27 protein-coding genes are annotated in these 23,256 nt (G+C 61.2%); 15 read left to right on the top strand and 12 right to left on the bottom strand.

All coding sequences use genetic code 11. The features are described 5' to 3' along the window. Position 1: 1 nt before the first annotated feature. The 4 genes from ACWGZX_RS29430 to norR form a co-directional block, all read right to left on the bottom strand. Positions 2–1,237: a molybdopterin molybdotransferase MoeA gene (locus tag ACWGZX_RS29430; protein WP_452626593.1), complete on the bottom strand. Its 1,236-nt coding sequence runs from the start codon at positions 1,235–1,237 to the stop codon at positions 2–4. After that, complete coding sequence (gene moaB / locus ACWGZX_RS29425) at positions 1,234–1,788, bottom strand: molybdenum cofactor biosynthesis protein B (RefSeq protein ID WP_452626592.1); 555 nt, start codon at positions 1,786–1,788, stop codon at positions 1,234–1,236. Before moaB ends, ACWGZX_RS29430 begins: the two co-directional genes overlap by 4 nt. Positions 1,789–1,961: 173 nt before the next feature. Then, on the bottom strand, positions 1,962–2,609 hold the full coding sequence (pdxH, locus tag ACWGZX_RS29420) for a pyridoxamine 5'-phosphate oxidase (protein WP_222586735.1): 648 nt from the start codon (positions 2,607–2,609) through the stop codon (positions 1,962–1,964). A 72-nt stretch (positions 2,610–2,681) separates the two neighbouring features. Then, positions 2,682–4,211, bottom strand: coding sequence for a nitric oxide reductase transcriptional regulator NorR (gene norR, locus ACWGZX_RS29415; RefSeq protein WP_452626591.1), 1,530 nt, complete (start codon positions 4,209–4,211; stop codon positions 2,682–2,684). Positions 4,212–4,366: 155 nt separating this feature from the next. Between norR and ytfE the strand changes: the two genes are divergently transcribed. After that, positions 4,367–5,041 carry an iron-sulfur cluster repair protein YtfE gene (ytfE, locus tag ACWGZX_RS29410; RefSeq protein ID WP_222586737.1) on the top strand — a complete coding sequence of 225 codons (675 nt, stop codon included), beginning with the start codon at positions 4,367–4,369 and terminating at the stop codon, positions 5,039–5,041. A gap of 75 nt (positions 5,042–5,116) precedes the next feature. Here the strand turns inward: ytfE and ACWGZX_RS29405 are convergent, their stop codons facing one another. Together ACWGZX_RS29405 and ACWGZX_RS29400 are read right to left on the bottom strand one after the other, a co-directional pair. Next, on the bottom strand, positions 5,117–5,557 hold the full coding sequence (locus ACWGZX_RS29405) for a hypothetical protein (protein WP_348128353.1): 441 nt from the start codon (positions 5,555–5,557) through the stop codon (positions 5,117–5,119). Positions 5,558–5,582: 25 nt separating this feature from the next. Continuing rightward, on the bottom strand, positions 5,583–6,773 hold the full coding sequence (locus ACWGZX_RS29400) for an NnrS family protein (RefSeq protein ID WP_452626590.1): 1,191 nt from the start codon (positions 6,771–6,773) through the stop codon (positions 5,583–5,585). Positions 6,774–6,904: 131 nt separating this feature from the next. Between ACWGZX_RS29400 and ACWGZX_RS29395 the strand changes: the two genes are divergently transcribed. From ACWGZX_RS29395 to ACWGZX_RS29385, 3 genes are all read left to right on the top strand, one after another. After that, positions 6,905–7,129: a hypothetical protein gene (locus ACWGZX_RS29395; RefSeq protein WP_452626589.1), complete on the top strand. Its 225-nt coding sequence runs from the start codon at positions 6,905–6,907 to the stop codon at positions 7,127–7,129. 127 nt (positions 7,130–7,256) lie between these two features. After that, positions 7,257–7,940, top strand: coding sequence for a Crp/Fnr family transcriptional regulator (locus ACWGZX_RS29390; protein WP_222586740.1), 684 nt, complete (start codon positions 7,257–7,259; stop codon positions 7,938–7,940). Beyond that, complete coding sequence (locus tag ACWGZX_RS29385) at positions 7,937–8,137, top strand: protein DnrP (protein ID WP_452626588.1); 201 nt, start codon at positions 7,937–7,939, stop codon at positions 8,135–8,137. Before ACWGZX_RS29390 ends, ACWGZX_RS29385 begins: the two co-directional genes overlap by 4 nt. A gap of 166 nt (positions 8,138–8,303) precedes the next feature. Here the strand turns inward: ACWGZX_RS29385 and ACWGZX_RS29380 are convergent, their stop codons facing one another. The 6 genes from ACWGZX_RS29380 to ACWGZX_RS29355 all read right to left on the bottom strand — a co-directional run bounded on the left by ACWGZX_RS29380 (position 8,304) and on the right by ACWGZX_RS29355 (position 13,964). Then, the gene (locus tag ACWGZX_RS29380; protein WP_452626587.1) at positions 8,304–10,145 is read right to left on the bottom strand and encodes a VWA domain-containing protein; all 1,842 of its coding nucleotides are present in this window, start codon (positions 10,143–10,145) and stop codon (positions 8,304–8,306) included. Positions 10,146–10,224: 79 nt separating this feature from the next. Next, positions 10,225–11,652 (bottom strand): cbb3-type cytochrome c oxidase subunit I, encoded by a 1,428-nt coding sequence (locus tag ACWGZX_RS29375; protein WP_222586743.1) that lies wholly within the window; start codon positions 11,650–11,652, stop codon positions 10,225–10,227. 3 nt (positions 11,653–11,655) lie between these two features. After that, positions 11,656–12,096 (bottom strand): c-type cytochrome, encoded by a 441-nt coding sequence (locus ACWGZX_RS29370; protein ID WP_033062194.1) that lies wholly within the window; start codon positions 12,094–12,096, stop codon positions 11,656–11,658. Between the two features lie 225 nt (positions 12,097–12,321). Further along, on the bottom strand, positions 12,322–12,579 hold the full coding sequence (locus tag ACWGZX_RS29365) for a cytochrome C oxidase subunit IV family protein (RefSeq protein WP_222586744.1): 258 nt from the start codon (positions 12,577–12,579) through the stop codon (positions 12,322–12,324). A 10-nt stretch (positions 12,580–12,589) separates the two neighbouring features. Then, the gene (locus ACWGZX_RS29360) at positions 12,590–13,177 is read right to left on the bottom strand and encodes a cytochrome c oxidase subunit 3 family protein (protein WP_348125910.1); all 588 of its coding nucleotides are present in this window, start codon (positions 13,175–13,177) and stop codon (positions 12,590–12,592) included. Then, positions 13,161–13,964 carry a CbbQ/NirQ/NorQ/GpvN family protein gene (locus tag ACWGZX_RS29355; protein WP_261398073.1) on the bottom strand — a complete coding sequence of 268 codons (804 nt, stop codon included), beginning with the start codon at positions 13,962–13,964 and terminating at the stop codon, positions 13,161–13,163. The genes ACWGZX_RS29360 and ACWGZX_RS29355 overlap by 17 nt, the downstream gene beginning before the upstream one ends. Before the next feature lie 199 nt (positions 13,965–14,163). Here ACWGZX_RS29355 and ACWGZX_RS29350 point away from each other — a divergent pair, with 199 nt between their 5' ends. The 11 genes from ACWGZX_RS29350 (at position 14,164) to ACWGZX_RS29300 (ending at position 23,197) form a co-directional block, all read left to right on the top strand. Further along, positions 14,164–15,852, top strand: a complete 1,689-nt coding sequence (locus ACWGZX_RS29350; RefSeq protein ID WP_452626586.1) for a cytochrome D1 domain-containing protein — start codon at positions 14,164–14,166, stop codon at positions 15,850–15,852. A gap of 24 nt (positions 15,853–15,876) precedes the next feature. After that, on the top strand, positions 15,877–16,191 hold the full coding sequence (locus tag ACWGZX_RS29345) for a c-type cytochrome (RefSeq protein WP_222586747.1): 315 nt from the start codon (positions 15,877–15,879) through the stop codon (positions 16,189–16,191). 16 nt (positions 16,192–16,207) lie between these two features. Further along, the gene (locus ACWGZX_RS29340) at positions 16,208–16,531 is read left to right on the top strand and encodes a c-type cytochrome (protein WP_222586748.1); all 324 of its coding nucleotides are present in this window, start codon (positions 16,208–16,210) and stop codon (positions 16,529–16,531) included. Next, positions 16,528–17,706 carry a cytochrome D1 domain-containing protein gene (locus ACWGZX_RS29335; RefSeq protein ID WP_222586749.1) on the top strand — a complete coding sequence of 393 codons (1,179 nt, stop codon included), beginning with the start codon at positions 16,528–16,530 and terminating at the stop codon, positions 17,704–17,706. Before ACWGZX_RS29340 ends, ACWGZX_RS29335 begins: the two co-directional genes overlap by 4 nt. 1 nt (position 17,707) lies before the next feature. Then, positions 17,708–18,166 (top strand): Lrp/AsnC family transcriptional regulator, encoded by a 459-nt coding sequence (locus tag ACWGZX_RS29330; RefSeq protein WP_222586750.1) that lies wholly within the window; start codon positions 17,708–17,710, stop codon positions 18,164–18,166. Beyond that, positions 18,163–18,678: a siroheme decarboxylase subunit beta gene (gene ahbB, locus ACWGZX_RS29325; RefSeq protein ID WP_222586751.1), complete on the top strand. Its 516-nt coding sequence runs from the start codon at positions 18,163–18,165 to the stop codon at positions 18,676–18,678. The genes ACWGZX_RS29330 and ahbB (ACWGZX_RS29325) overlap by 4 nt, the downstream gene beginning before the upstream one ends. Further along, positions 18,671–19,114 carry an Lrp/AsnC family transcriptional regulator gene (locus ACWGZX_RS29320; RefSeq protein WP_222586752.1) on the top strand — a complete coding sequence of 148 codons (444 nt, stop codon included), beginning with the start codon at positions 18,671–18,673 and terminating at the stop codon, positions 19,112–19,114. Before ahbB (ACWGZX_RS29325) ends, ACWGZX_RS29320 begins: the two co-directional genes overlap by 8 nt. Further along, entirely contained in the window at positions 19,089–19,592 is a 504-nt protein-coding gene (ahbB, locus tag ACWGZX_RS29315; RefSeq protein WP_348125905.1) for a siroheme decarboxylase subunit beta, read from the top strand. Before ACWGZX_RS29320 ends, ahbB (ACWGZX_RS29315) begins: the two co-directional genes overlap by 26 nt. 26 nt (positions 19,593–19,618) lie before the next feature. Next, the gene (gene nirJ, locus ACWGZX_RS29310; protein WP_452626585.1) at positions 19,619–20,797 is read left to right on the top strand and encodes a heme d1 biosynthesis radical SAM protein NirJ; all 1,179 of its coding nucleotides are present in this window, start codon (positions 19,619–19,621) and stop codon (positions 20,795–20,797) included. 70 nt (positions 20,798–20,867) lie between these two features. After that, positions 20,868–21,707, top strand: coding sequence for a uroporphyrinogen-III C-methyltransferase (gene cobA / locus ACWGZX_RS29305; protein WP_452626584.1), 840 nt, complete (start codon positions 20,868–20,870; stop codon positions 21,705–21,707). After that, positions 21,704–23,197, top strand: coding sequence for a cytochrome D1 domain-containing protein (locus ACWGZX_RS29300; protein WP_452626583.1), 1,494 nt, complete (start codon positions 21,704–21,706; stop codon positions 23,195–23,197). Before cobA ends, ACWGZX_RS29300 begins: the two co-directional genes overlap by 4 nt. Positions 23,198–23,256 lie beyond the last annotated feature (59 nt).

The raw sequence follows: 23,256 nt of genomic DNA, 5'->3' as shown, positions 1-23,256 counted from the left end.
ATCAATGCATCAGGTCGGCGAAGGACAGGAACATCACGTTGTCGTGCTTGAGCACTTGCTGCTCGCACTCGATCACCGCCAGCCCGTCGGCCCAACACGCGGCCGTCAACATCGCCGAGCTTTGCTGAGGGTGCAGCTCCACACTGAGCTGGCCGTCAGCACCCGGCGTCAACCGTGCCCGCAGGTACTGCCTACGTTTGTTGCGCTGCAACCAGTCAAACCCGGCGGGCACGGCCAATGGCACCGGCAACACGTCTTGCACGCCCTGGGCCCTGAGCAGGAACGGACGCACCACCACCAACGCGGTAATCAGCGCTGCCGAAGGATTGCCCGGCATGCCGATCCAGGGTTTGCCGGCCACTTCGCCAAAGGCCAGCGGTTTACCCGGCTGAATCGCCAGCCGCCAGAAGTCCAGGCTGCCGAGTTCCTCGATGGCCTGTTTGAGGTGATCTTCCTCGCCCACCGAGACGCCACCAGAACTCAACAACAGGTCGCATTCCGAGGACGCCAGGCTCAAGGCATGCCGGCTGGCCGCCAACTCATCGGCCATGACGCCATAGTCATGCACTTCGACGCCCCAACCGCTCAACAACGCCGCGAGGCAGTAACGATTGCTGTTGTAAATCTGCCCGGGCGCCAATGGATCGCCCGGCTCACGCAGTTCATTGCCGCTGCTGAGCAAGCACACCTGCAACGGTCGATAGACCTCGACCCGCGCAATGCCAGCGCCGGCCAGCAACCCCACTTCTTGCGCACGCAGGCGTTTGCCGGTCTGGAGCAACAGGTCTCCCCGGCGAACCTCCTCGCCTTCCTTGCGTACGTGATCGCCCGCGGTTACGGGCGGGAACCAGACGCGCTCGCCATCGATCCGGCAGCGCTCCTGCGGCACCACCGTGTCGGCACCCGGCGGCAATGGCGCGCCGGTAAAGATCTGCACCGCCTGCTGCGCGAGCAAGGGCGAGCACGCCTGATCCCCCGCTGCAATTCGTCCGCCAATCGACAAATAGCCACCGTCCGGTGGCAGGTCTGCGGCCCTGAGGGCATAACCGTCCATGGCACTGTTGTCCCAGGCCGGCAGGTTGACAGGGGAATGAATGTCCGCTGCCAGCACCCGCCCCAAGGCTTGCTCCAGTCCGATCTTTTGCGCCAGGGGCGGCGGCGGTGCCTGATTCAGTAAGCGGCTGATGGCCTCGTCTACCGGCATCAAGCTGCCAAGGTCACACACCCGGCCAGTCATGAGCGTGTCTCGCAGGCGTCGATGACCCGTTGCACTTGCGGTTTCAAATGCGGGGCGAAATTGCACGGGCCTGTGCGGCTGTCCAATTGTTCGAGCAGGATCTGGTTCCAGGCGGTTCGACACGCGCCCGGCGAACCCGGCACGCAGCACACCAGCACGCCGTTGCTCATCCCGGCCAATGCCCGTGACTGCAAACTGGACATGCCGATTTCCGCCAGGGACACCTGACGGAACAGTTCACCGAAGCCTTCCACGTGTTTGTCCAGCAACGGCAAAACCGCTTGCGGTGTGTTGTCGCGCGCGGTGAAGCCGGTGCCGCCGGTCATCAGTATCACTTGAACCTGAGGGTCGGCGATCCAGTGAGAGACCTTGGCGCGGATCTGATAAATGTCGTCTTTGACCAGACCACGATCGATCAACACATGCCCGGCCGTTTGCAGTAAATCCGTCAGGGTCTGCCCCGAGGTATCGGTGTCAAAGGTGCGCGTATCGCTGATGGTCAGCACGGCAATGTTCAGGGGTTCAAACGTGCGTTGCGCCAGATGGGCCATATCCAAGCCTTCCCGTAAATGAGGGTATGGGACAAAGCCTGAACCGGAATCCGCAGTGAGCCTATTCCTCCAAGGAGGTACCTCGTCAGGGACATAAGAAGATTGTGTAGCGCACACAAAACCTGTGGGAGCGAGCTTGCTCCCACATTGTTCTCCATTGCTACTCGATCTATTCAAGGCGCCAAGCGGTTGCGTTGCCATGCGCCATCGCGCAAACGGTAATCGAGACGGTCATGCAAGCGGTCGGCACGGCCCTGCCAGAATTCCAGACGTTCAGGGTGCAGGCAGTAACCGCCCCAATGCTCGGGCCGCGGAACGGTCTTGCCGGCAAAACGCTGGGTGGTTTGTATCAACAGCGATTCAAGCTCGGCCCGATTGGCCAGCGGCCGGCTTTGCGGTGAAGCCCAGGCGCCCAGGCGACTGTCCTGTGAGCGGGAATCGTAGTACGCATCCGATAGCGTCGGGTCGAGCCTGGAGACCTGGCCTTCGATGCGCACCTGACGCTCCAGCCCCGGCCAGAAAAAGGTCATGGCCGCATGCGGGTTAACGGCCAGTTGCTCGCCTTTGTCACTCTGGTAATTGCCGAAAAAGGTGAAGCCTTCATCGCTAAACCCCTTGAGCAATAGGACGCGACAGTGCGGGCGCCCTTCACTGTCGACCGTCGCCAACACCATGCTGTTGGCTTCGACAGGCGCGCGCTCGGTGTCGCGGGCCAGTTGCAGCCATTGCCGGAACATCGCCATCGGGTCGTCCAGCGCCGACTCGTCTTGCAGGCCAAAAAGGGTGTAGTTGCGGCGCATCTGTGCCAGGGAAAGGGGCATGACGGTGATCTCCAAAAATGTTCTGCCCAGTGTGCGATGTACTGCGCAAGACCACCTTGACCACCATCAACCTTATTTGAGACGCAGACGCCGAGCCAGTTTGTGCAGGTTGCTGGGATCGACTTCCAGAATCCGCGCGGCGCTGGCCCAGTTCTCCCCGGACAGGCTCAAGGCCTGGAGAATCTTTTTGCGCTGGTAATCGTCGACCGCTTCACCCAAGGGCTGGAACGGCTCATCCGCCGTCACGTCCAGGGGACTTTCGACGACCGCGCCCTGCCCGGCCATGGCACTGTCGAGGTCCAGAATCTCGGGCTCCAGCGTCATAATCAGCGTGCGACTGCTGCCGCGACTGAGCTGCTTCAACGCGGCTCGACTGATTACATGCTCCAGCTCGCGCACGTTGCCCGGCCAGCTGTAAGTCAGCAGCACTCGCTCGGCCGCCGGCGACAGACGCAAACCGCGCAGGCCGAGCCGCGTCCGATTGAGTTCAAGGAAATGCCCGGCCAGCATCAACACGTCGTTACCGCGCTCGCGCAGCGGCGGAATCGGCACCGGGTACACCGAGAGCCGGTGATACAGATCGGCCCGAAACAAGCCGTCGCGGATGCTGTCCGGCAGGTGCCGGTTGGTCGCAGCGATGATTCGCACATCGACATGCAACGGTTTGTCGGCGCCGAGGCGCTGGATCTCGCCGTTCTGCAGGGTGCGCAGCAGCTTCGCTTGCACGGCCAATGGCAACTCACCGACTTCGTCGAGAAACAGCGTGCCACCGTTGGCCGCATCGAAACGTCCGGCACGGTCGCTGGTGGCGCCGGAAAATGCGCCTTTGACATGGCCGAACAATTCACTCTCTGCCAGAGACTCCGGCAACGCGGCGCAGTTGACCTGCACCAGCGGCTTATGACTGCGGCGCGACAAACGATGCAAGCGCCTTGCGAACAATTCTTTGCCGACGCCGGTCTCGCCCAGCAGCAATACCGGCAGCTCGGAATCGGCCAGTACGTCCAGTTCATTGAGCAACTGATGCAGCACCTCACTCTGCCCGAGGATTTCGCCCTCATCCGCTGACCGCCGCACGTCTTGAATATCGCTGCGGGACAAGCGCAGGCTGCGGTTTTCCTGCTCAAGCCGGGTGACTCGCACGGCGGCTTCGATCTGCAAGGTGCAGCGCTTGAGTTCTTCCCGCGCACGGCTGTCGAAGGTCCCGGCGTGCAGCGCATCAAGGGTGATAGCGCCCCAGATCCGCCCCTCCACATACAGGCTTACGCCCATGCAGTCATGCACTGGCATCGGTTCGCCGGCGTGATTGTCGAGCAAGCCGTCATAGGGGTCCGGCAGGCGACTGTCGGGTTCGAACCAGGTGGGTTCGCGCGACGCCATGATCGCCGCCAGCCGCGGATGCTGGGCGATGACAAACCGGCGGCCCAACGCTTCATGCACCAGCCCCACCGTCGCGACCGGCCTGAGGCTGTCGTCATCCAGACGCAGCAATCCCACGGCGCCACTGTTGAAGTACTCGCGCAGGGTCTGGACCAGTCGTTGCAACCGCACAGCATTGGGCAACTCGACAATCAGGTCGGCCGCCAGGCTTTCACGCAGCATGGTAGTTATTACCCTCTATGGTTGGATTCACCCTAATGCGTCCGGGTGCCTATCACCACAACTAAAAAATAAGTGATATTTTTCAACACGTTAAATATGGCATGCCGGGTGCAATGAACTTGGGGAACCGTTGAAATCCAAACAAGGAACCCCTGATGAGCCTGACCCTACTGGAACAAAGCCTCGGCCAACTGGCTTGCGACATTCCCGGCGCCACGCGGATTTTCCACACCTTCAAACTGGACTTCTGTTGTGGCGGGCATAAAAGCCTGCGCGAAGCAGCCGCTGGCAAAGACCTCGATCCGGCCCTGATCGCCGATGCGCTGCACCGACTGCAAGACACCGGCGAAACCCAACACGACTGGCGCAACGAACCGTCGGAACTGTTGATCGCCCATCTTCTGGCCCGCTACCACGCCCGCCATCGCGAGCAACTGCCGGAACTGATTCGCCTGGCCCGTCGCGTCGAGCAGGTCCACGGTGCGCGCAGCAGCTGCCCCAACGGCCTGGCCGATCTGCTGACCGACATGCAACAAGAACTCGAAGGCCACATGCTCAAGGAAGAACAAGTGCTCTTCCCGATGCTGCAACAGGGCATCGGCCCTCAAGCTGCCCCGCCGATCCAGGTGCTGCGCTTTGAACATGATCAACATGGCGAAGCATTGGAGAGGTTGCTCGCGCTGACCAACAACATCACCCCGCCGGCCGATGCCTGTAACACTTGGCGCGCCCTTTATCGTGGGCTGCTGGAGTTTCGTGATGACCTGATGCAACACATCCATCTGGAAAACAACGTGTTGTTTGTCAACGCCCTTAAACCTCGCCATTGATCGATTGCCGCTCACACCCAACCCGCGCCAGCCCATCGGTTGACGCGGGTTTTGTCTGTCTGGGATGTCGGGCGATCAACCGTGCCAATAGAACATGGCCTTGGCCAGGATCACGATCAACACCATGTGCCCGAGGATGCTGCGGCGAATCCAGCTGGCGCGGGTCGTGGTCAGTCGTGCGCTTTTCAGCCAATACGCCAGCAGGAAGTAATGGCCGATGATGCTCAGGGCCAGCAAGATCTTCAGGCTCAGCAACGTGCCAAAACTGCTCGCCAGCGGCTGACTCAATACACCACGGTGTTGCCACGCCAAGCTGATGCCGGCGCCATACAACAGCAACACCACGCCATGCAGCACCTTGCGTGAACGCACTGCTATCGCTTGATCGGCGCTCGTTTGCGCGGTAACCGCCACCTGCTGGCGGGCGTTGTGCCAGATCACCACCTCGAAAAACAGCGTGCCGATGAAGGCAATCGCCGCCAGCAAGTGGGTGACCAGTAAAAAGGGATATAACACCGGCAGCCTCCATCAATTCACTTGCTTAGCCTGGATGACCATCCACCCGGGCCCGCAGCAGCATCGGCCCATAGCGCCAGGCATACAGCGCAAACGCCAGCGCCCAACACAGACCGGCCAGCCACAACGCAGGCAAGGGAAAGAACAAGATCAACACGACCCGGCTCAAGCACGCCAGGTTGAGCAAAATGAACGCCAGAGTCATGCCCGACGGCGGCTCCAGCGAGCGGCCCGTATGCCCCAGGCTGACCCGCGCGATCATCGCCAGCACCAAGCCACCCATGGCGCCGATGGTCAGGCAATGCACCGCCAGACTCGGGTTAATCGGCACACCGAAATGCCACAGCGCCATTGCGAGACAGGCCACCGCCAACCAGGCATAAGCCAGGTACAACGACCACAGCAGCGGCACACGCCAGAGGGCGCGATCATGCCAGCGAACCAGGCGTACCAGATGCCCGGCGGCCAACACGGCGAACAACAGGCCCACCCCTAGATTGGGGTCAAGCGCAGGTCCGGCGGCGTACAACAACGCCACCATCGGTGAGCCAATCAGCAGCAGCCAATCCAGCCAGGGCCAAGGAGTAACGCCTTCGACCTTGCCGAGGCCGCGCTGGATGAAGAACGGAATGACGCGCCCGCCGATCAAGCCCATCATCGCCGCCACCAGCCAGAGGCCGGTCAGTACGCCTTGACGCTGTAAGCCTTCATGACCTTCGACCAGGCCGTACAGGGACAACCCGTCGGCCGCCGTTAACAACAGCAGCACCACCGCAATCGGGTAGTTACGTTTCTGCCGCACCTTCCACAAGGTGAAACCCATGAGCGCGGCCACCGCCAGCGGGAACGCCAATTCCAGCACCGCGAGCACGGGCAACGGTGCATTGACCAGCCAGGCCACGCGCACCAACAACCACAGCAACGCCAGCGCGGCGAGTGGTCGCCCGCTGATGCCGGGACGACCGGTCCAGGTCTGCACCGCCGTCAGCAGAAAGCCCGCGATGATCGCCAAGCCGAACCCGAACAGCAATTCGTGTCGATGCCAGCCCAACCAGCCACCCGCCGGCTGCCAGACGGAAAGCCCACCACTGAAGGCGGCCAGCCAGAGCGGAATGACCAGCACCGCCAGCAGGCAGCCAGCCAGGAAAAATGGCCGAAAGGCCAAACGTAACAGCGGCGCGATAGCCATCGCTTTACGGCGGTCAAGCACTTGCATAAAGCCACTCCTTTACCTTGCTGCTGACCTGACGCCAACCCGCACGCGTCAAGGTAAGTCCGGGGGCAATCATCGGGTATTGACGATCAATTGCCTTTGTCGCAGATCAAGTGTGCAAGGGGCGTGCCCCGATGCTGATCCGCGCCAGTAGCAAGCCTCGCGTGCCGCCGATGAAATCCATTCAGGGTATAAATGACCCCTTAATGGTCTTTAAAACCCTAAACTTCGTGGTCTTTTTTACCCTCCTATCTGACAAGCCTAATAAACAAAGGCCTCCGGGCATGGCCCGCGTCTTGCTCAAGCTTTCAGCAATCAAAGAAGCCTTGATCCCTCTCGATCCCCAGGAGTCGTCATGAAAAAAGTCATCCAGCCACTGGCCTGGTTTGTGGTGTTGACCTCGGTTCTGGCGTTGGCCAGCGGCGTCTCGCTGGGCCTCGTTTGACTTGACCGCCATCCCCTCCTCAATCTTCAGGATGAATTCTTATGGTGCTTCATCGCGTCCATCACCAGATTCTGCGCAGTCATCACTTGTTCGAGCCGTTGAACGAAGAACAGCTGGATGAATTGATGAGTACCAGCCACTTGTTGAGCATCGACAAAGGCGAACCGTTGTTCCGCCAGGGCGAGCCGGCAGACTCGTTTTATTTCGTGATTGCCGGGGCGGTGAAAATCTACCGCCTGACACCGGATGGGCAGGAGAAAGTGTTTGAGGTCATTGGTGATCGGCAAACCTTTGCCGAGGCGATGATGCTGATGGACACCCCGAACTATGTGGCCTCGGCCGAAGCGATCTGCCCGACTCAGCTCTATCGGTTATCCAACAACACCTACATGCGCCTGCTGCAGAGCAATAGCCGGCTGACCTTTGCACTGCTCGGCAAGCTTTGCGTTCGCCTGCACCAACGGGTCAACGAAATCGAAACCCTGTCCCTGAAAAACGCCACCCACCGGGTCGTGCGCTATCTGCTGACGCAACTGGTGCGCCAGCAAACCGTTGACAGCCAATTCGAACTGCCGATGGCCAAGCAATTGATTGCCGGACATCTGTCGATCCAGCCGGAAACCTTTTCGCGGATCATCCGTCGCCTGATCGATGAAAAAATCATCACCCAGGACGGCCGCCTGATCGCCATTCTCGATCGTCTGCGTCTGGAACAGTTCGAGTGAGTGCCATGCCCGTCTGTTTATATTGCCAACTCGCCAACCCCGCACAAGAAACCGAGTGCCGCCAATGCGGCATGCCCCTGCCGGCATTCGCCGCACAGGCGGGAGAACGCCGGCTGCGCCAATTCATGTGGTTCTGCATCGGCCTGACGATTTTCTGCGTGACGATGTTTTTCTGGCTGCCACGCAGCATCTCCTGAAGACACACAGTCCCCTGTAGCAGCTGGCGAAGCCTGCGTTCGGCTGCGCAGCAGTCGTAAATCCTGAGTCCCCTTTTTACCTAACACACCGCGGGGACTGGGTTTACGACTGCTTCGCAGCCGGACGCAGCCTCGCACGCTCGGCAGCTGCTACAGACCGTGTCGGTCAAGGCTGGGTCAACTGCCGATACAACTGCGGCAAGCGCAGGGGTAATTGCTCGGGCTGGCGGATCAAGGTGTAGCCATTGGCACCGAACATGTAAGGCAGGTAATCCCCGGCCTCGCGATCAATCGTGATACAGAACGGCGTCAACCCCTGACGCCGCGCCTCCAGCACCGCCTCGCGGGTGTCTTCAACGCCGTAGCGCCCCTCATACAAATCCAGATCATTCGGTTTGCCATCCGTGAGCAGCAGCAACAGTTTGCTGCGTCGTTTGCTCTTGCCCAGCAGTTGGGTGGCGTGGCGGATGGCGGCGCCCATGCGGGTGTAATAACCCGGTTTGAGCCCTTGAATGCGACCGCGGGTGTTGTCGTCATAACGCTGGGTGAAGGACTTGAGTTCCTGCATGCGCACTTGATGACGACGCAGCGAGGAAAATCCGTACAGGGCGAAATCATCACCCAGCATCGACAGGGTTTCGCCGAACAGCAGCAAACTGTCGCGGATCACATCAATCACCCGATGCTCATCGTTCAAGTGCGCGTCGGTGGACATCGACACATCGGCCAGTAACAGGCACGCCAGGTCGCGACGCGTCTGCCGTTGCTCCATGAACAGACCTCGTTCCGCACATTGGCCATGCTCGCGTTCAACGTGAAAATCCAGCCAGGCCTGCATGTCCAGTTCAGACCCTTGGGGTTGCTGGCGTAACCATTGGCGATCATTGCGCAGGTGCTCGAACTGGCGGCGCAGACGGTGCGCCGAGGCTTTCAGCCGTGGCGGCAGTGGCTGCGCCTCACAGTCGCGGGGCACCATCATTTGCAGATTGACGAAGCTGTCCTGCATCTGCTGTTTGCGGTAATCCCACTCCGGCAGCTTGATGCCCTCGCCCAAGGGGATATCGTCGACATCGGCCGGCGGCAAATCCAGGTGCAGCTTGAGGCCGCCGCCCTTGCGCAGACGGGTGCGCGACAAGCTCAACTCGTCGAGGTCCTCGGCGACTCTGGCCGCGTCCGGGTCTTCGCTGTCGTCTGACCAGCGATCCAGGTCCACGTGTTCGGTCCAACTGAACAGGTTCTCCAGACGCACGATCAACAACCCACCGTCGCGGCTGCCTTCATCGATCCGCTTGGCGCGTTTGCTTGCGCCTTTCTGCTCACCGGGCGGGGTCGTCAGCGTCTCTTCCGACTCGTCCCCCAGGTCTGCAGCCTGCGGACTCGCGAGGTTTTGCGGCGGGTACAACCACAGCGGAAGCGGCCAGGCGGCCCGGTCGCTGCGGGGGAAATGTTCGACACTGCCTGGGTCGCGCAACGCCTGACATAACGCCCGTTCCAGGGCCGCTTCGCCGGAGTTCAATGTGGCCGGATCCGGGCGAAGTTGCAGATGAGCATCGACCAAACGTTTGTACCGGGCACGCAACGCGGGATAGCGCCGCAACAGCTGTTGCGTCCAGCGTTGATTGTCCCGACCCCAATGCCGCATCTGCCCGGCCTGCGCCGCGAGCAATGCGAGCCAACGATAGAGTTCCTCGTTCAGTGCGACTTCAGGAAACACCGCGAGGCTCGACGGCAGACGAAGGTTGGTCTCGTCGCACCACGCCAGGGGCACTTGCTTGCAGGTGCCGGCGATCTGCTGCAGTACGTTGCGCCGCAGCAGCAGATCGCGGTCGCTGGCGGCTTCGACACCGACGCCGTTGGCGCCGCCCATGGCGCGAAACAGCAGCGCCAGCGGACGTTGCTGGCTGGCCAGTTCGACACGCGCCTCGGGGAAATTTGGGCTGGCGCGCCGGGTGATGAAACGGTGCCAGACACTGCCCACCCATTCTTCCAGTTCGACGGTAAAGGCCATGACATTTGCCCTTTTCTGTAAACCAAAAAAACGGCCCGCTGTATCAGCCGGGCCGACCTTTTCTAGCCGTTACACCGGCTCATGAAGGAACCACGGCAGCCGGAGCGCGCAAGGCTGCGCGGCCACGTTGCTTGAAGCTGAACAGGTAACAGAGCAGTCCTGCGAGGAAACCGAGACCGGCACCAAAACGGGCCCAGAACAGCACCTGCAGGTGTTCGACCGTGGACATGAACGGCAAAGCAACCCCATCGACCTGCCAGCGTTGCAGGTAGACCTGCACGACACCGGCAGCGGTGAGGAACAGCGTGATCATCACCATCGACAGCGTCATCAACCAGAAGCCCCAGATTTCGAGGGTCTGCGAACGCTCGTCACCGGCTTCACCCAAACCCCGCAAGCGTGGCATGGCGTAGCTGATCAAGGTCATCACGATCATCGCGTAAGCACCGTAGAAGGCCAGGTGACCGTGAGCCGCGGTCAGCTGCGAACCGTGGGTGTAGAAGTTGACCGGAGCCAGGGTATGCAGAAAACCCCAGACGCCAGCGCCGAAGAATGCTGTGACGACGGTTCCCTTGGCCCACAGGGTCGCGGCGCGGTTCGGGTGTTGCCGCCGACGTTTCTTCACCATGCTGAAGGCGAAGATCACCATGGCCAGGAACGGTAGCGGTTCGAGGGCCGAGAAGATTGAACCGACCCACAACCAGACCTCAGGCGCACCGATCCAGAAGAAGTGGTGACCGGTGCCGATGATCCCGGTAATCAGCGCCATGGCGATGATCACGTAGAGCCATTTCTCCACGACTTCCCGGTCTACCCCGGTGATCTTGATCAGGACGAAAGCGAGCATCGAACCCATGATCAGTTCCCACACGCCTTCCACCCAAAGATGCACCACCCACCACCAGTAAAACTTGTCGCGGGCCAGGTTGCCGGGGTTATAGAAGGAGAACAGGAAGAACACCGCGAGCCCGATCAACCCGGTCATCATGACCATGCTGACGGTGGTCTTACGACCTTTGAGCAGGGTCATGCCGATGTTGTAGAGGAAGCCCAGGCACACCACCACAATGCCCATCTTGGTGATGGTCGGCTGCTCCAGGAACTCCCGGCCCATGGTCGGCAACAGTTCGTTGTGGGTCAGCCTGGCCAGGCCGGCATACGGCACCAGCAGATAGCCGAGGATCGTCAACACACCCGCGGCGGCGAATACCCAGAACAGGATGATCGCCAGTTTCGGACTGTGCAGTTCGCGGTCGGCTTCTTCCGGAATCAGGTAATAGGCGGCGCCCATGAACCCGAACAGCAGCCAGACGATCAGCAGGTTGGTGTGCACCATCCGCGCCACGTTGAAAGGAATGACCGGGAACAGAAAGTCCCCTATCACGTATTGCAGGCCCATGATCAAACCGAACAGCACCTGGCCGAGAAACAGGATCAGGGCAAATACGAAGTACGGTTTGGCTACGGCTTGCGAGGCGAATTTCAGATGCGGATTAGCAATGCTCATCGCTTAGCCCTCCTTGTTTGGCGGCCAGCCATTGGTGTTGATTTTTGAGCTCCATTTGAGGAACTCGGCGATGTCATCCACCTCCTGGTCACTCAACTTGAACTGAGGCATCGCGCGCCGGCCTGGTACGCCCAGTGGCTGCATTTTCATCCAGGCATGCAGAAAGGGTTTGAAGCCCGCCTCCCCGCCGCGCCGCTGGAACACGTTACCCAGCTCAGGCGCAAAGTAGGCGCCCTCGCCCAGCAGCGTGTGGCAGCCGATGCAATTGTTTTGCTCCCAGACCAACTTGCCGCGCACCACTGACTCGGTGAGCTGCGCTTCATTGCTGCGCTCTGGAAAGGTCTGTTCCGTGTGATAGGTCAAAGCCAGGAATATCAGGAAGAAGAAAATGCTTCCTCCGAAGTAGATGTTCCTGGCCATGCCTTTGGTGAAGGTGTCTGACATGGTCGCTTCCTCTTTGCTAGGCCCGTCCATCATAGGAAGCGAAGGGTTGAAACCTGCTTGATGGCGATCAAGAAAGTCAGATGGTTTTGGTCGGGTATTACACTTGAGCCCTACTCGGTCCATGTAATTGGATGGACTCGCCCTCGCTGTCGTTGGCTGTTTAGACTGCCACCGTGGCGCATTGACGCCTCGGCTTGGGCGAGTCCATCCAATTACAGGGATTGGTTAACGGAACGACACCAGCGTCAGGCCTACCACCGTCGCCAACACCAGCGCCCAGCTCAACATCAACCGGCGCCACAGCCGCGGCGCGTGGCGCATCTCCATGAAACCGTCGGTGATCAGCCAGGCCTTGCCCACCGCCACCAGCAAAATGGCAATCGACAGCAGCGATGTCGCGCCAACGTGCGCCAGCACCACGGTGCACACGCTTAACGTGGCGAGCGCTGCCCAACAGACGAGCAATACCCTGGAAACAGTCATGAGAACCTCGTCAACTCAGCACATAGACCAGCGGAAACAACATGACCCAGATCAGATCGACCATGTGCCAATAGAGCACGCCGGATTCAAACCCGCTGCGCGTGTTGGCGTCGTACAGGCCACGGCGACAGCGCTCGGCCAGCCATCCGAGAATGAACATGCCGAGCAAGACGTGGAGAAAATGAAAACCGGTAAGGATCCAGTACAGGGTGAAAAAGGTGTTGTGCTCCATGCCCAGCCCCGAGGCCAGCAAGTGTCGGTATTCCGTGAGTTTCAGCACCACGTAGACACTGGCGGCGAGCAACGCCATCAGCAGGAAGACGGCGCCGTGACGGGATCGTGAGCGCCTGACTTGCTCCTGCGCCAGCGCGGCGAACAGGCCCGCGGTGAGCAGGCTCAGGGTCATCGCCAGCCCGGTGGAGGTGTTCAGCAACAGACGGCTTTCACTGAACATCTGCGGCTTGAGCGCCTGGGTCACGGCGAACGCCAGGATCAGGATGGCGAACACCGACAGCTCGGCCAGAATGAAAAACCACATCGCCAGATCGCCCGGCAAGTGGCGTTGCGTAACGCCCGTGGACTCAGCCGAAGTGGACATCAACCACGTCCATCAGCGCCGCGACGGTCAGCGGATCATCGCTGAGCGGCTCGGCCAGGCAGGCCATGCACGCTTCACGGGGGCTCATGCCGGAGCGGATCATGCGCGCGGTAAAAATCAGCAGTCGCGTTGAGGCGACCTCCTCCAGATCATGTTGGTCGAGCCGGCGCAGTGCCTGGCCCAGCCGCACCACTTGCACCGCCAGTGCGCTGTCCACCTGAGCCTCGCGGGCAACGATGCGTTCCTCATCGGCCACCGGCGGATAGCCGAAACGCATCGCCACGAAGCGTTGGCGGGTGCTGGGTTTCATGCCTTTGAGCAGGTTCTGGTAACCGGGGTTGTAAGACACCACGAGCATGAAGGACGGCGGCGCCTTCAACACTTCGCCGGTGCGTTCCAGAAACAGCTCGCGACGATCATCGGCCAGTGGATGCAACACCACCACGGTGTCCTGGCGCGCCTCGACCACTTCGTCGAGGTAACAGATGCCGCCTTCACGCACCGCGCGGGTCAGCGGTCCGTCCTGCCACCAGGTGCCCTGGGCACCGATCAGGTGACGGCCGATCAGGTCGGCCGCGCTCAGATCGTCATGGCAAGCCACGGTGTACAGCGGCAGTTTCAGCCGATGGGCCATGTGCTGGACGAAACGGGTTTTGCCGCAGCCCGTCGGGCCTTTGATCAGCACCGGCATGCCATGTCTCCAGGCTTGTTCGAACAGCGCCTCCTCATTATTCAGCGGTTGGTAGAAGGGTTCGATCGGGTGTTCGCAAGACTGGGTACGGTCCATGGGCTGCCTGTTCCAAAAGCGGATTCAAGGAACACGCTACGGGCCCCTGCGACAACCTGGCAAGTGAGATGGCCGGCAAACTTGATCGTCGTCAAGCGAACATTGGCCTGCTCGGGCATAGCCTTGCACGGCACTAAGAACCTGCGTTCTGCGCTGCCGTTTCAGCACATCGCAAAGGTCTTGCCTGAGGAGAAATGGAATGCTGATCAGCAATAGAAAAACGTTTGCCCTGACCCTGACCACGCTTTGTTCGGCACTGGCCCTGTCGGTGAGTCATGCCGCCAGCGCTGAAGAGCCCGCCGCCGCGGCTACCCCGCCCATGGTCAAAACCGCGGGTGCTCCCGACATGAGCCAGGCCGAGTTCGACTCATCCAAGGAAATCTACTTCCAGCGCTGCGCAGGCTGCCACGGTGTGCTGCGCAAAGGGGCCACGGGCAAACCGTTGACACAGGACATCACCCAGAGCCGCGGACAGCCGTATCTGGAGGCCTTGATTACCTACGGTTCTCCGGCGGGCATGCCGAACTGGGGGACCTCCAATGCGCTGACCAAGGATCAGATCACCTCAATGGCCAAGTTCATTCAGCACACGCCACCGACTCCGCCGGAATGGGGCATGGCCGAGACGCTGAAAACCTGGAAGGTGCTGGTCAAACCCGAGGACCGTCCGAAGAAGCAGCTGAGCAAACTCAACCTGCCCAACCTGTTTTCGGTGACGTTGCGCGATGACGGCAAGATCGCCCTGATCGACGGTGACAGCAAGAAAATCGTCAAACTCATCGAGACCGGTTATGCGGTGCACATCTCGCGGATCTCTGCCTCAGGTCGCTACCTGCTGGTGATTGGTCGAGACGCGCGGATCGACATGATCGACCTGTGGCCGGTCGAGCCAACCAAGGTCGCCGAAGTCAAAGTGGGCATCGAGGCGCGCTCGGTCGAGACCTCGAAGTTCAAGGGCTACGAGGACAAGTACACCATCGCCGGTTCTTACTGGCCTCCGCAATTCACCATCATGGATGGCGAAACCCTGGAGCCGAAACAGATCGTCTCGACCCGCGGCATGACCGTCGACAAGCAGGAATACCACCCGGAACCCCGGGTCGCGGCGATCATCGCCTCCCACGAATGGCCGGAGTTCATCGTCAACGTCAAGGAAACCGGCAAGGTGATGCTGGTCAACTACCAGGACATCAAAAACCTCACCGTCACCTACATCGACGCCGCGCCCTTCCTGCATGACGGCGGTTGGGACAGCACGCACCGCTACTTCATGACCGCCGCCAACAACTCCAACAAGGTCGCCGTGATCGACTCCAAGGAGCGCAAGTTGACCGCGCTGGTGGACGTCGGCAAAACCCCTCACCCGGGTCGCGGCGCCAACTTCAATCACCCGACCTACGGACCGGTCTGGGCCACCAGCCATCTGGGTGATGACGGCATCTCGCTGATCGGCACCGACCCGACCAAACACCCGCAATACGCCTGGAAGCAAGTCGGCTCACTCAAGGGCCAGGGCGGCGGATCGCTGTTTATCAAAACCCATCCCAAGTCTCGTCACCTGTACGTCGACACCACCCTCAACCCGGACGCCAAGCTCAGCCAGTCGGTGGCGGTGTTCAACATCGACAAACTCGACGCCGGCTACACCGTGCTGCCCATCGCTGAATACGCGGGCATCAAGCAAGGCGCCATGCGCGTAGTGCAACCGGAATTCAACAAGGCCGGCGATGAAGTCTGGTTCTCCGTCTGGAGTGGTCAGGCAGACGAATCTGCGCTGGTGGTGATCGACGACAAAACACTGAAGCTCAAGTCAGTCATCAAGGACAAACGACTGATCACACCCACCGGGAAGTTCAACGTCTACAACACCCAACACGACATCTATTGAGCTCCATCAATGCAAGGAAACACCATGAAAAATACTCTGTTCTCACTGTTCGCCCTGACCGCTGCGCTGAGCGCGCAGCCGGCCATGGCCCAAGACGCGCTGGAGCTGTTCAAGAGCAAACCCTGCGCAGCCTGTCACTCCATCGACACCAAGATTGTCGGCCCGGCGCTCAAGGATGTAGCGGCCAAGAACGGTGGCGTACCCGGGGCCGTGGACACCCTGGCCGGCCACATCAAGAACGGCACACAAGGCAATTGGGGCCCGATGCCAATGCCGGCAAACCCGGTGACTGAAGAAGAAGCGAAAATTCTCGCGACCTGGGTACTGACACTCAAATAACCGCCTGGAGGGCGCCATGATGGTTTATCGACACGCTGTGATTCTGGCGGCCCTCCTCCTCATTTGCGCAACCGCGGTTGCGGCGCCTGACGCCCAGCGTCAGGCGCAACTCGAACACCTGCTGACCCAGGACTGCGGCGCCTGCCATGGGCTGCACCTGACCGGCGGACTGGGCCCCGAACTGACGCGCGCAGCGCTGGCCGGCAAGTCACGGGACAGCCTGATTGCCACCGTCACCCAAGGCCGGCCCGGCACCGCGATGCCCGGTTGGGCTCCGTTGCTCAGCCCCGACGACATCCGTTGGCTGGTCGATCTTCTCCAGGGATATCCCGCACCATGATCCGTTCAATCCTGCTGTCAGCAGCGACCGGACTGTTGTTGTCCGCTTGCGTTCAACCACCGTTGCGCGGCACCGGCGACTTGGGCGTGGTCGTGGAGCGCGCCACCGGTAGCGTGCAAATCATCGAAAGCGACACCCACACAGCGCTGGCCCGACTCAAGGGTTTAGGCGACCTTTCCCATGCCTCGGTGGTGTTCTCCCGTGACCAGCGTTTCGCCTATGTGTTCGGGCGCGACGGCGGGTTGAGCAAAATAGATTTGCTGACCCGGCGTATCGATCATCGAGTCATCCAGGGTGGCAACAGCATTGGCGGCGCCATCAGTCAGGACGGCAAGTTGATCGCGGTGTCCAACTACGTGCCTGGCGGAGTCAAGGTGTTCGACGCCGACACCCTGCAACAGGTGGCCGATATTCCGGCGACGCCCCTGGCCGATGGCACCAAGCGCTCCCGGGTGGTCGGCCTGGTCGACGCGCCGGGACAACGTTTTGTGTTCAGCCTGTTCGATACCGGCGAGATCTGGACCGCCGATTTCAGTCACGGCAACACACCGCAGATCAGCCGTTTCACCGGCATCGGCGAGCAACCCTACGACGCCCTGATTACCCCCGATGGGCGCTATTACATGGCCGGCCTGTTTGGTGAAGACGGCATGGCGCAACTCGACCTCTGGCATCCAGAGCGCGGTGTGCAGCGAGTACTCGGCGACTACGGACGCGGCCAGGCGAAACTCCCGGTCTACAAGATGCCGCACCTGGAGGGCTGGGCCGTCGCCGACAACCAGGCCTTCGTGCCCGCCGTCGGCCGTCATCAGGTATTGGTGATGGATTCACGTACCTGGCAGCAGACCGCTGTGATTCCGGTGGCCGGTCAACCGGTGTTCGTCACGTCGCGCCCGGACGGTCGGCAGCTATGGGTCAACTTCGCCTACCCGGACAACGACCGGGTTCAGGTCATCGACACCGAAACCCATGCCGTGGTCGCGGATCTGAAGCCGGGGCCGGCGGTGCTGCACATGGAGTTCACCGCGCGCGGTGACCAACTGTGGCTGTCGTTACGCGACGGCGATCAGGTTCAGGTTTGGGATCCGTACAGCCTGAAGCTGCTAAGTACCCTGCCCGCCAGTGCGCCGAGCGGCATCTTCTTCAGCAGTCGCGCGCAGAAAATGGGGTACTGAAATGAACCTTGAACTGCTCAGCCGCCAACTCATCGAACGCTTCCAGCACGGCATGCCGCTGTGCGCGGCTCCCTATAAGGAAATGGCGCGGATCCTCGGTTGCCGCGAATCGCAAGTGATGGACTGCCTGCAAGAGATGGATCAGGCCGGCACCCTTTCCCGGATCGGCCCGGTGTTCGAACACAGCCGCGCCGGTGCCAGCACCCTCGCCGCCCTCGCCGTCCCGACCGAACGTCTGCAACAGGTGGCCGATCGTGTCAGTCAGTACCCCGAGGTCAATCACAATTACGCACGGGAGCATTTCTACAACCTGTGGTTTGTGCTGACCGGCCCTGATCGCCAACACATCGACCGTGTGCTCAAGGAACTTGAGAACGACACCGGTCTCATGCCGCTGGACCTGCCGATGCTGACCGCTTACCGCATCGACCTGGGCTTTGACCTTGGAGACAACCCATGAAACCCGGATTGAGCCCCCAACAAGCGCTGGCGTTGCGTCGGCACCTGGAAGCCGGTTTGCCGCTGGTACCGCGCCCTTATCAGGCCCTTGCCGAGCGGATAAAGACTGACGAAACCCAGGTGCTCGAGCAAATGCGCCAGTGGACCGATCAAGGGCTGTTTCGCCGTATCGGCCTGGTGCTGCACCATCGCGCGCTGGGTTTTACCGCCAACGCCATGCTGGTGCTGGATATTCCCGATGCGCTGATCGACGAAGTCGGCCAGCGCCTGGGGCAAGCCCCCGGTATTAACCTCTGCTATCAACGGCCCCGGCGCTTGCCGCAGTGGCGATACAACCTGTTTTGCATGGTGCACGGGCGTCAACGTGACCAGGTGGAGGCGCAGATTCAGGCATTGCTTGAAGAGCATCTGCTGAGCGACCTGCCCCATCAATTGCTGTTCAGCACCCAGGTCTTCAAGCAGTGCGGCGGCCGCTTTGCGCCGTCGCGAACAGGAGCACCGACCCATGGATGACCTCGACCGTCGCCTGATCAACCGCTTGCAACTGGGCCTGCCGCTGGTGCGCCACCCCTGGCGGGTATTGGCGGCCGAACTGGAAACCAGCAGCACTGAACTACTCGGCCGGCTGCATAGCCTGCTCGATGACGGAATGCTCACGCGCTTCGGCCCGATGTTCGACATCGAACGCCTGGGTGGCGCCTTCACCCTCGCCGCGCTGGCGGTCCCGGAAGAACGTTTTGAAGACGTCGCCGAGCAACTGCAGGGCCTGCCGGAAGTGGCGCACAACTATCGACGCGAGCACGCCTGGAACATGTGGTTCGTGCTCGCCTGCGCAACTGAACATGACCTGACCGAGACCCTTCTTCGCATAGAAACCCTGACCGGCCTGCCGCTGCTCAACCTGCCCAAAGAGGAGACCTACCATGTCGGTCTGTATTTCCCGGCCTGAAGATACCCTCGTCCAGCGTCTGATCGTGTTGACCCAGGCCGGTCTGCCGCTGCTGGACGACCCGTGGGCGTGGCTCGCCGAACAGCTAGGGCTGAACATCGAAGCCACCCTGGATCTGCTCAAACGCTTGCAGGCCGAGGGCGCGATTCGGCGTATCGCTGCCGTGCCCAATCACTACCGGCTGGGCTATCGCCATAACGGCATGACGGTCTGGGATGTGCGCGACACCGACATGCCGCGCCTGGGCGCGCTGATCGGCGCGCAACCCTTTGTCAGCCACTGCTATCGCCGTCCGCGCCGAACCGAATGGCGCTACAACCTGTTCGCCATGGTTCATGGCCGCAGCAGCGATGAAATCAACGGCTACCGCGAGCACCTGCGCTACTTGCTGGGCGACGCCTGTGGGGCCGACGAAATGCTGGTGAGCAGCCGCATCCTGAAAAAAACCGGCTTGCGCCTGCCGCCCGCTTCGCGCTGAACACACCCTGACTCAAGGAGAGTGGCATGTTGAGGATCAGCCAATACCTGCGTGCACTGGCCGGCCAGTCGCCTGCGCCGAGAACCAGTCCACCGGGCAGTAATCGGGCGCCGGTGGTGATCTGGAACTTGCTCAGACGCTGCAACCTGACCTGCAAACATTGCTACGCCACCTCGGCCGACAGCGTCTTTCGCGACGAACTGGATACGGCCGCCGCGCTGACCGTGATCGACGACCTGCACGATGCTGGGGTCAAGGTGTTGATTCTTTCCGGTGGCGAACCGCTGCTGCGCGAGGATCTGTTTGTGCTCAGCGCCTACGCCCGGACCAAGGGTTTCTTTGTGGCGTTGTCCACCAACGGCACGCTGATCAATGAGCAGAACATCGCACAGATCAGCGCGGCGAATTTCGACTACGTCGGAATCAGCATTGATGGCCTGGAAGCCACCCATGACGCCTTCCGACAACTCAAGGGCAGCTTCGCCCGCTCCATGCACGCGATCCGGCTCTGTCGCGAACAGGGCATTCGCGTCGGGCTGCGCACCACCCTCACCCAGGAGAACCACCCGCAACTGCCCCAACTGCTGGCGCTGATGCGCGAGTACGACGTGCAAAAGTTTTACCTGTCGCACCTCAACTACAGCGGACGCGGTAAACGCAGCCGCAAACTCGACGCGCACCAGCAGATGAGCCGCGAGGCGATGACGTTGATCTTCGAGCGCGCCTGGGAAGACATTCAACAGGGCCGCGACAGCGATTTTGTCAGCGGCAACAACGATGCCGACGCCATTCTGCTGCTGCAATGGGCAGGACTTCGTCTTCCGGAGCATTACCCACGACTGGAAAAAATGCTCCGCGCATGGGGTGGCAACGCGTCGGGCAGCGGCATTGCCAACATCGACAACACCGGTGAAGTGCACCCGGACACCTACTGGTGGCAGCACTCGGTGGGCAATGTCCGGCGCACGCCGTTCCGCGCGTTGTGGCTGGATCGGCCGGATGCCTTGCTATTGCGCCTGCGTGAACATCCCCGCGCCGTCGGCGGTCGTTGCGCGCAATGTCGCTGGTTGCCCATCTGCAATGGCAACACCCGCACACGCGCCTGGGCCGAGGGTGATCTATGGGGCCAGGACCCCGGGTGCCATCTCAGCGATGACGAAATCGGTCTGCCGCCATTACCCACCATCCCTTGCATCACCCACTGAATAGCCCGTCCGGCCAACCACCTGACAAAGGTTGGAGCCGGGCAACCTGATGAAGCACCAAGGACGTCCCATGCCTCCATCGATTGCTATACCGGCCTCACTTGAGTCACCGTTCCGGCCGGGCGAAGTTGCCCTGGTCGGCGCCGGCCCCGGCGACCCACGCCTGCTGACCTTGCGCGCCTGGAGCCTGTTGATGCAGGCCGACGCCGTGGTCTACGACCGGCTGATCAGCCCCGAACTGCTGACCTTGATTCCCCTGACCTGCGCCCGCCATTACGTCGGCAAGGCCAGCGGCTGCCACAGCCTGCCCCAGGAACAGATTAACGAACTGCTGGCCGACCTCGCCGATCAAGGGCAGCGCGTGGTCCGGCTCAAGGGCGGCGACCCGTTCATTTTTGGTCGCGGTGCCGAGGAGCTGGAGTACCTGCTGCAACGCGGCATCGACTGTCAGGTGGTGCCGGGCATTACCGCCGCGTCGGGCTGCAGCGCTTACGCAGGCATACCGTTGACCCACCGCGACCTGGTCAATTCCTGCCGGTTCATTACCGGCCATTTGCAGCGTGATGGCGAGTTGTCGCTGCCCTGGAGCAGCCTCGCCGACAGTAGCCAGACCTTGGTGTTTTACATGGGCTTGTCGAACCTGGGGATCATCGCTCAACGCTTGATCGAAGCAGGGATGTCGGCTGATACACCCGCGGCGCTGATCAGCAACGGCACGCGCCCCGACCAGCGCGTCGCCCGTGGCAAGCTGCACCAATTGCCGACCCTGGCGCTGGATTGTCCGCCGGGGATTCCGACGCTGACGGTGATCGGCACAGTGGTCGATCTGTTTGCCGCAGAACAGCTGGAATACCCGGCGCGGCTTTACCCGGCCCAAGCACTGCAACGCCGCGCCAAGGTGGCGATATGAGGCGCATGCTCCTTGCCCACCTGTTATGGATCAGCGCGGCTCAGGCCGGCGCAGTGGTTCCGGCGCTTGAACAAGCGGCGGAAAACTATGAGCAACATTGTCAGAGCTGTCACGGCATTAACCGTCTCGGCGGTGCGGGGCCGGCGTTGTTGCCGGAGAGCCTCAGCCGGATCAAACCTGATGAAATCCGCAGCGTGATCCAGAACGGCCGCCCCGCGAGCCAAATGGCCGGGTATGCCACTGTGTTCAGCCCCGCACAGATCGACGCACTGGTGGACTACCTTCAGCAACCGCCCGCCACCCCGCCCACCTGGAGCAATGACGACATTCGCGGCAGTCACTCGATACTCGCGGACCTCAGCAAGCTGCCCACCACGCCCCAGCATGGCGCCGACCCGCTGAACCTGTTCGTGGTGGTGGAAGCCGGCGACCATCACATCGACATCCTCGACGGCGACCGCTTTGAAGTGCTGGCGCGGTTTGCTTCGCACTTCGCCGTGCATGGCGGGCCGAAGTTCTCGCCGGACGGACGCTTCGTCTACTTCGCCTCCCGTGACGGCTGGATCAGCCTGTATGACTTGCACAACCTGAAGTTGATCGCCGAAGTCCGCGCCGGCCTCAATACCCGCAACCTGGCGGTGAGCAAGGATGGACGCTGGGTGCTGGTGGGCAACTATTTGCCCGGCAATCTTGTAGTGCTCGATGCCCGCGATCTGTCGCTGGTCAAAACCATTCCCGCCATCGGTGAGGACGGTACCGAGTCACGGGTCAGCGCGGTCTACTCCGCCCCGCCGCGCGACAGTTTTATCGTGGCGCTCAAGGACGTGAAGGAAGTCTGGGAACTGTCCTGGGCCGGCACACCGGATATCCAACCACGGCGGATCCCGGCCGGGGATTTTCTCGACGACTTCTCTTTTTCACCGGACTACAAACAGCTGCTGGCCACGTCGCGCAAGGCCCAGGGCGGCCAGGTCATCGACCTCGACAGCGGCAAGGTGGTCACCGACATCCCGCTGCCGGGCATGCCGCATCTGGGCTCGGGGACTTATTGGAAACGCAACGGCGAGTGGGTGTTCGCCACGCCGAATATCAGCAAGGGGCTGATCTCGGTCATCGACTTCAAGACCTGGAAACTGATCAAGGAAATCCCGACCCTGGGGCCGGGTTTCTTCATGCGTAGTCACGTCAATTCACGGTATGCCTGGACCGACGTGTTCTTCGGGCCCGACAACGATGCGATCCACCTGATCGACAAACAGACCCTGGAAATTGCCCACACCTTGCGCCCGATGCCCGGCAAGACCGCCGCACACGTTGAGTTCACCCGTGATGGTCGTTACCTGCTGCTGAGCATCTGGGCCACCGATGGCGCGCTGATTGTGTACGACAGCGACACCCTCAAGGAGATCAAACGCATTCCGATGAACAAGCCTTCGGGCAAGTACAACGTGGGGAACAAGATTGAGTTTGCCGAGGGGACTTCGCATTAGGCCTTGTGCCCCAATACCGAAATATACATCGCACTTGTGGCGAGGGAGCTTGCTCCCGC

This window comes from Pseudomonas sp. CLCA07 (assembly GCF_053615335.1).
The sequence above is the reverse complement of the archived record's forward strand: the minus strand, read 5'-3'. Positions and strand labels throughout refer to the sequence as shown.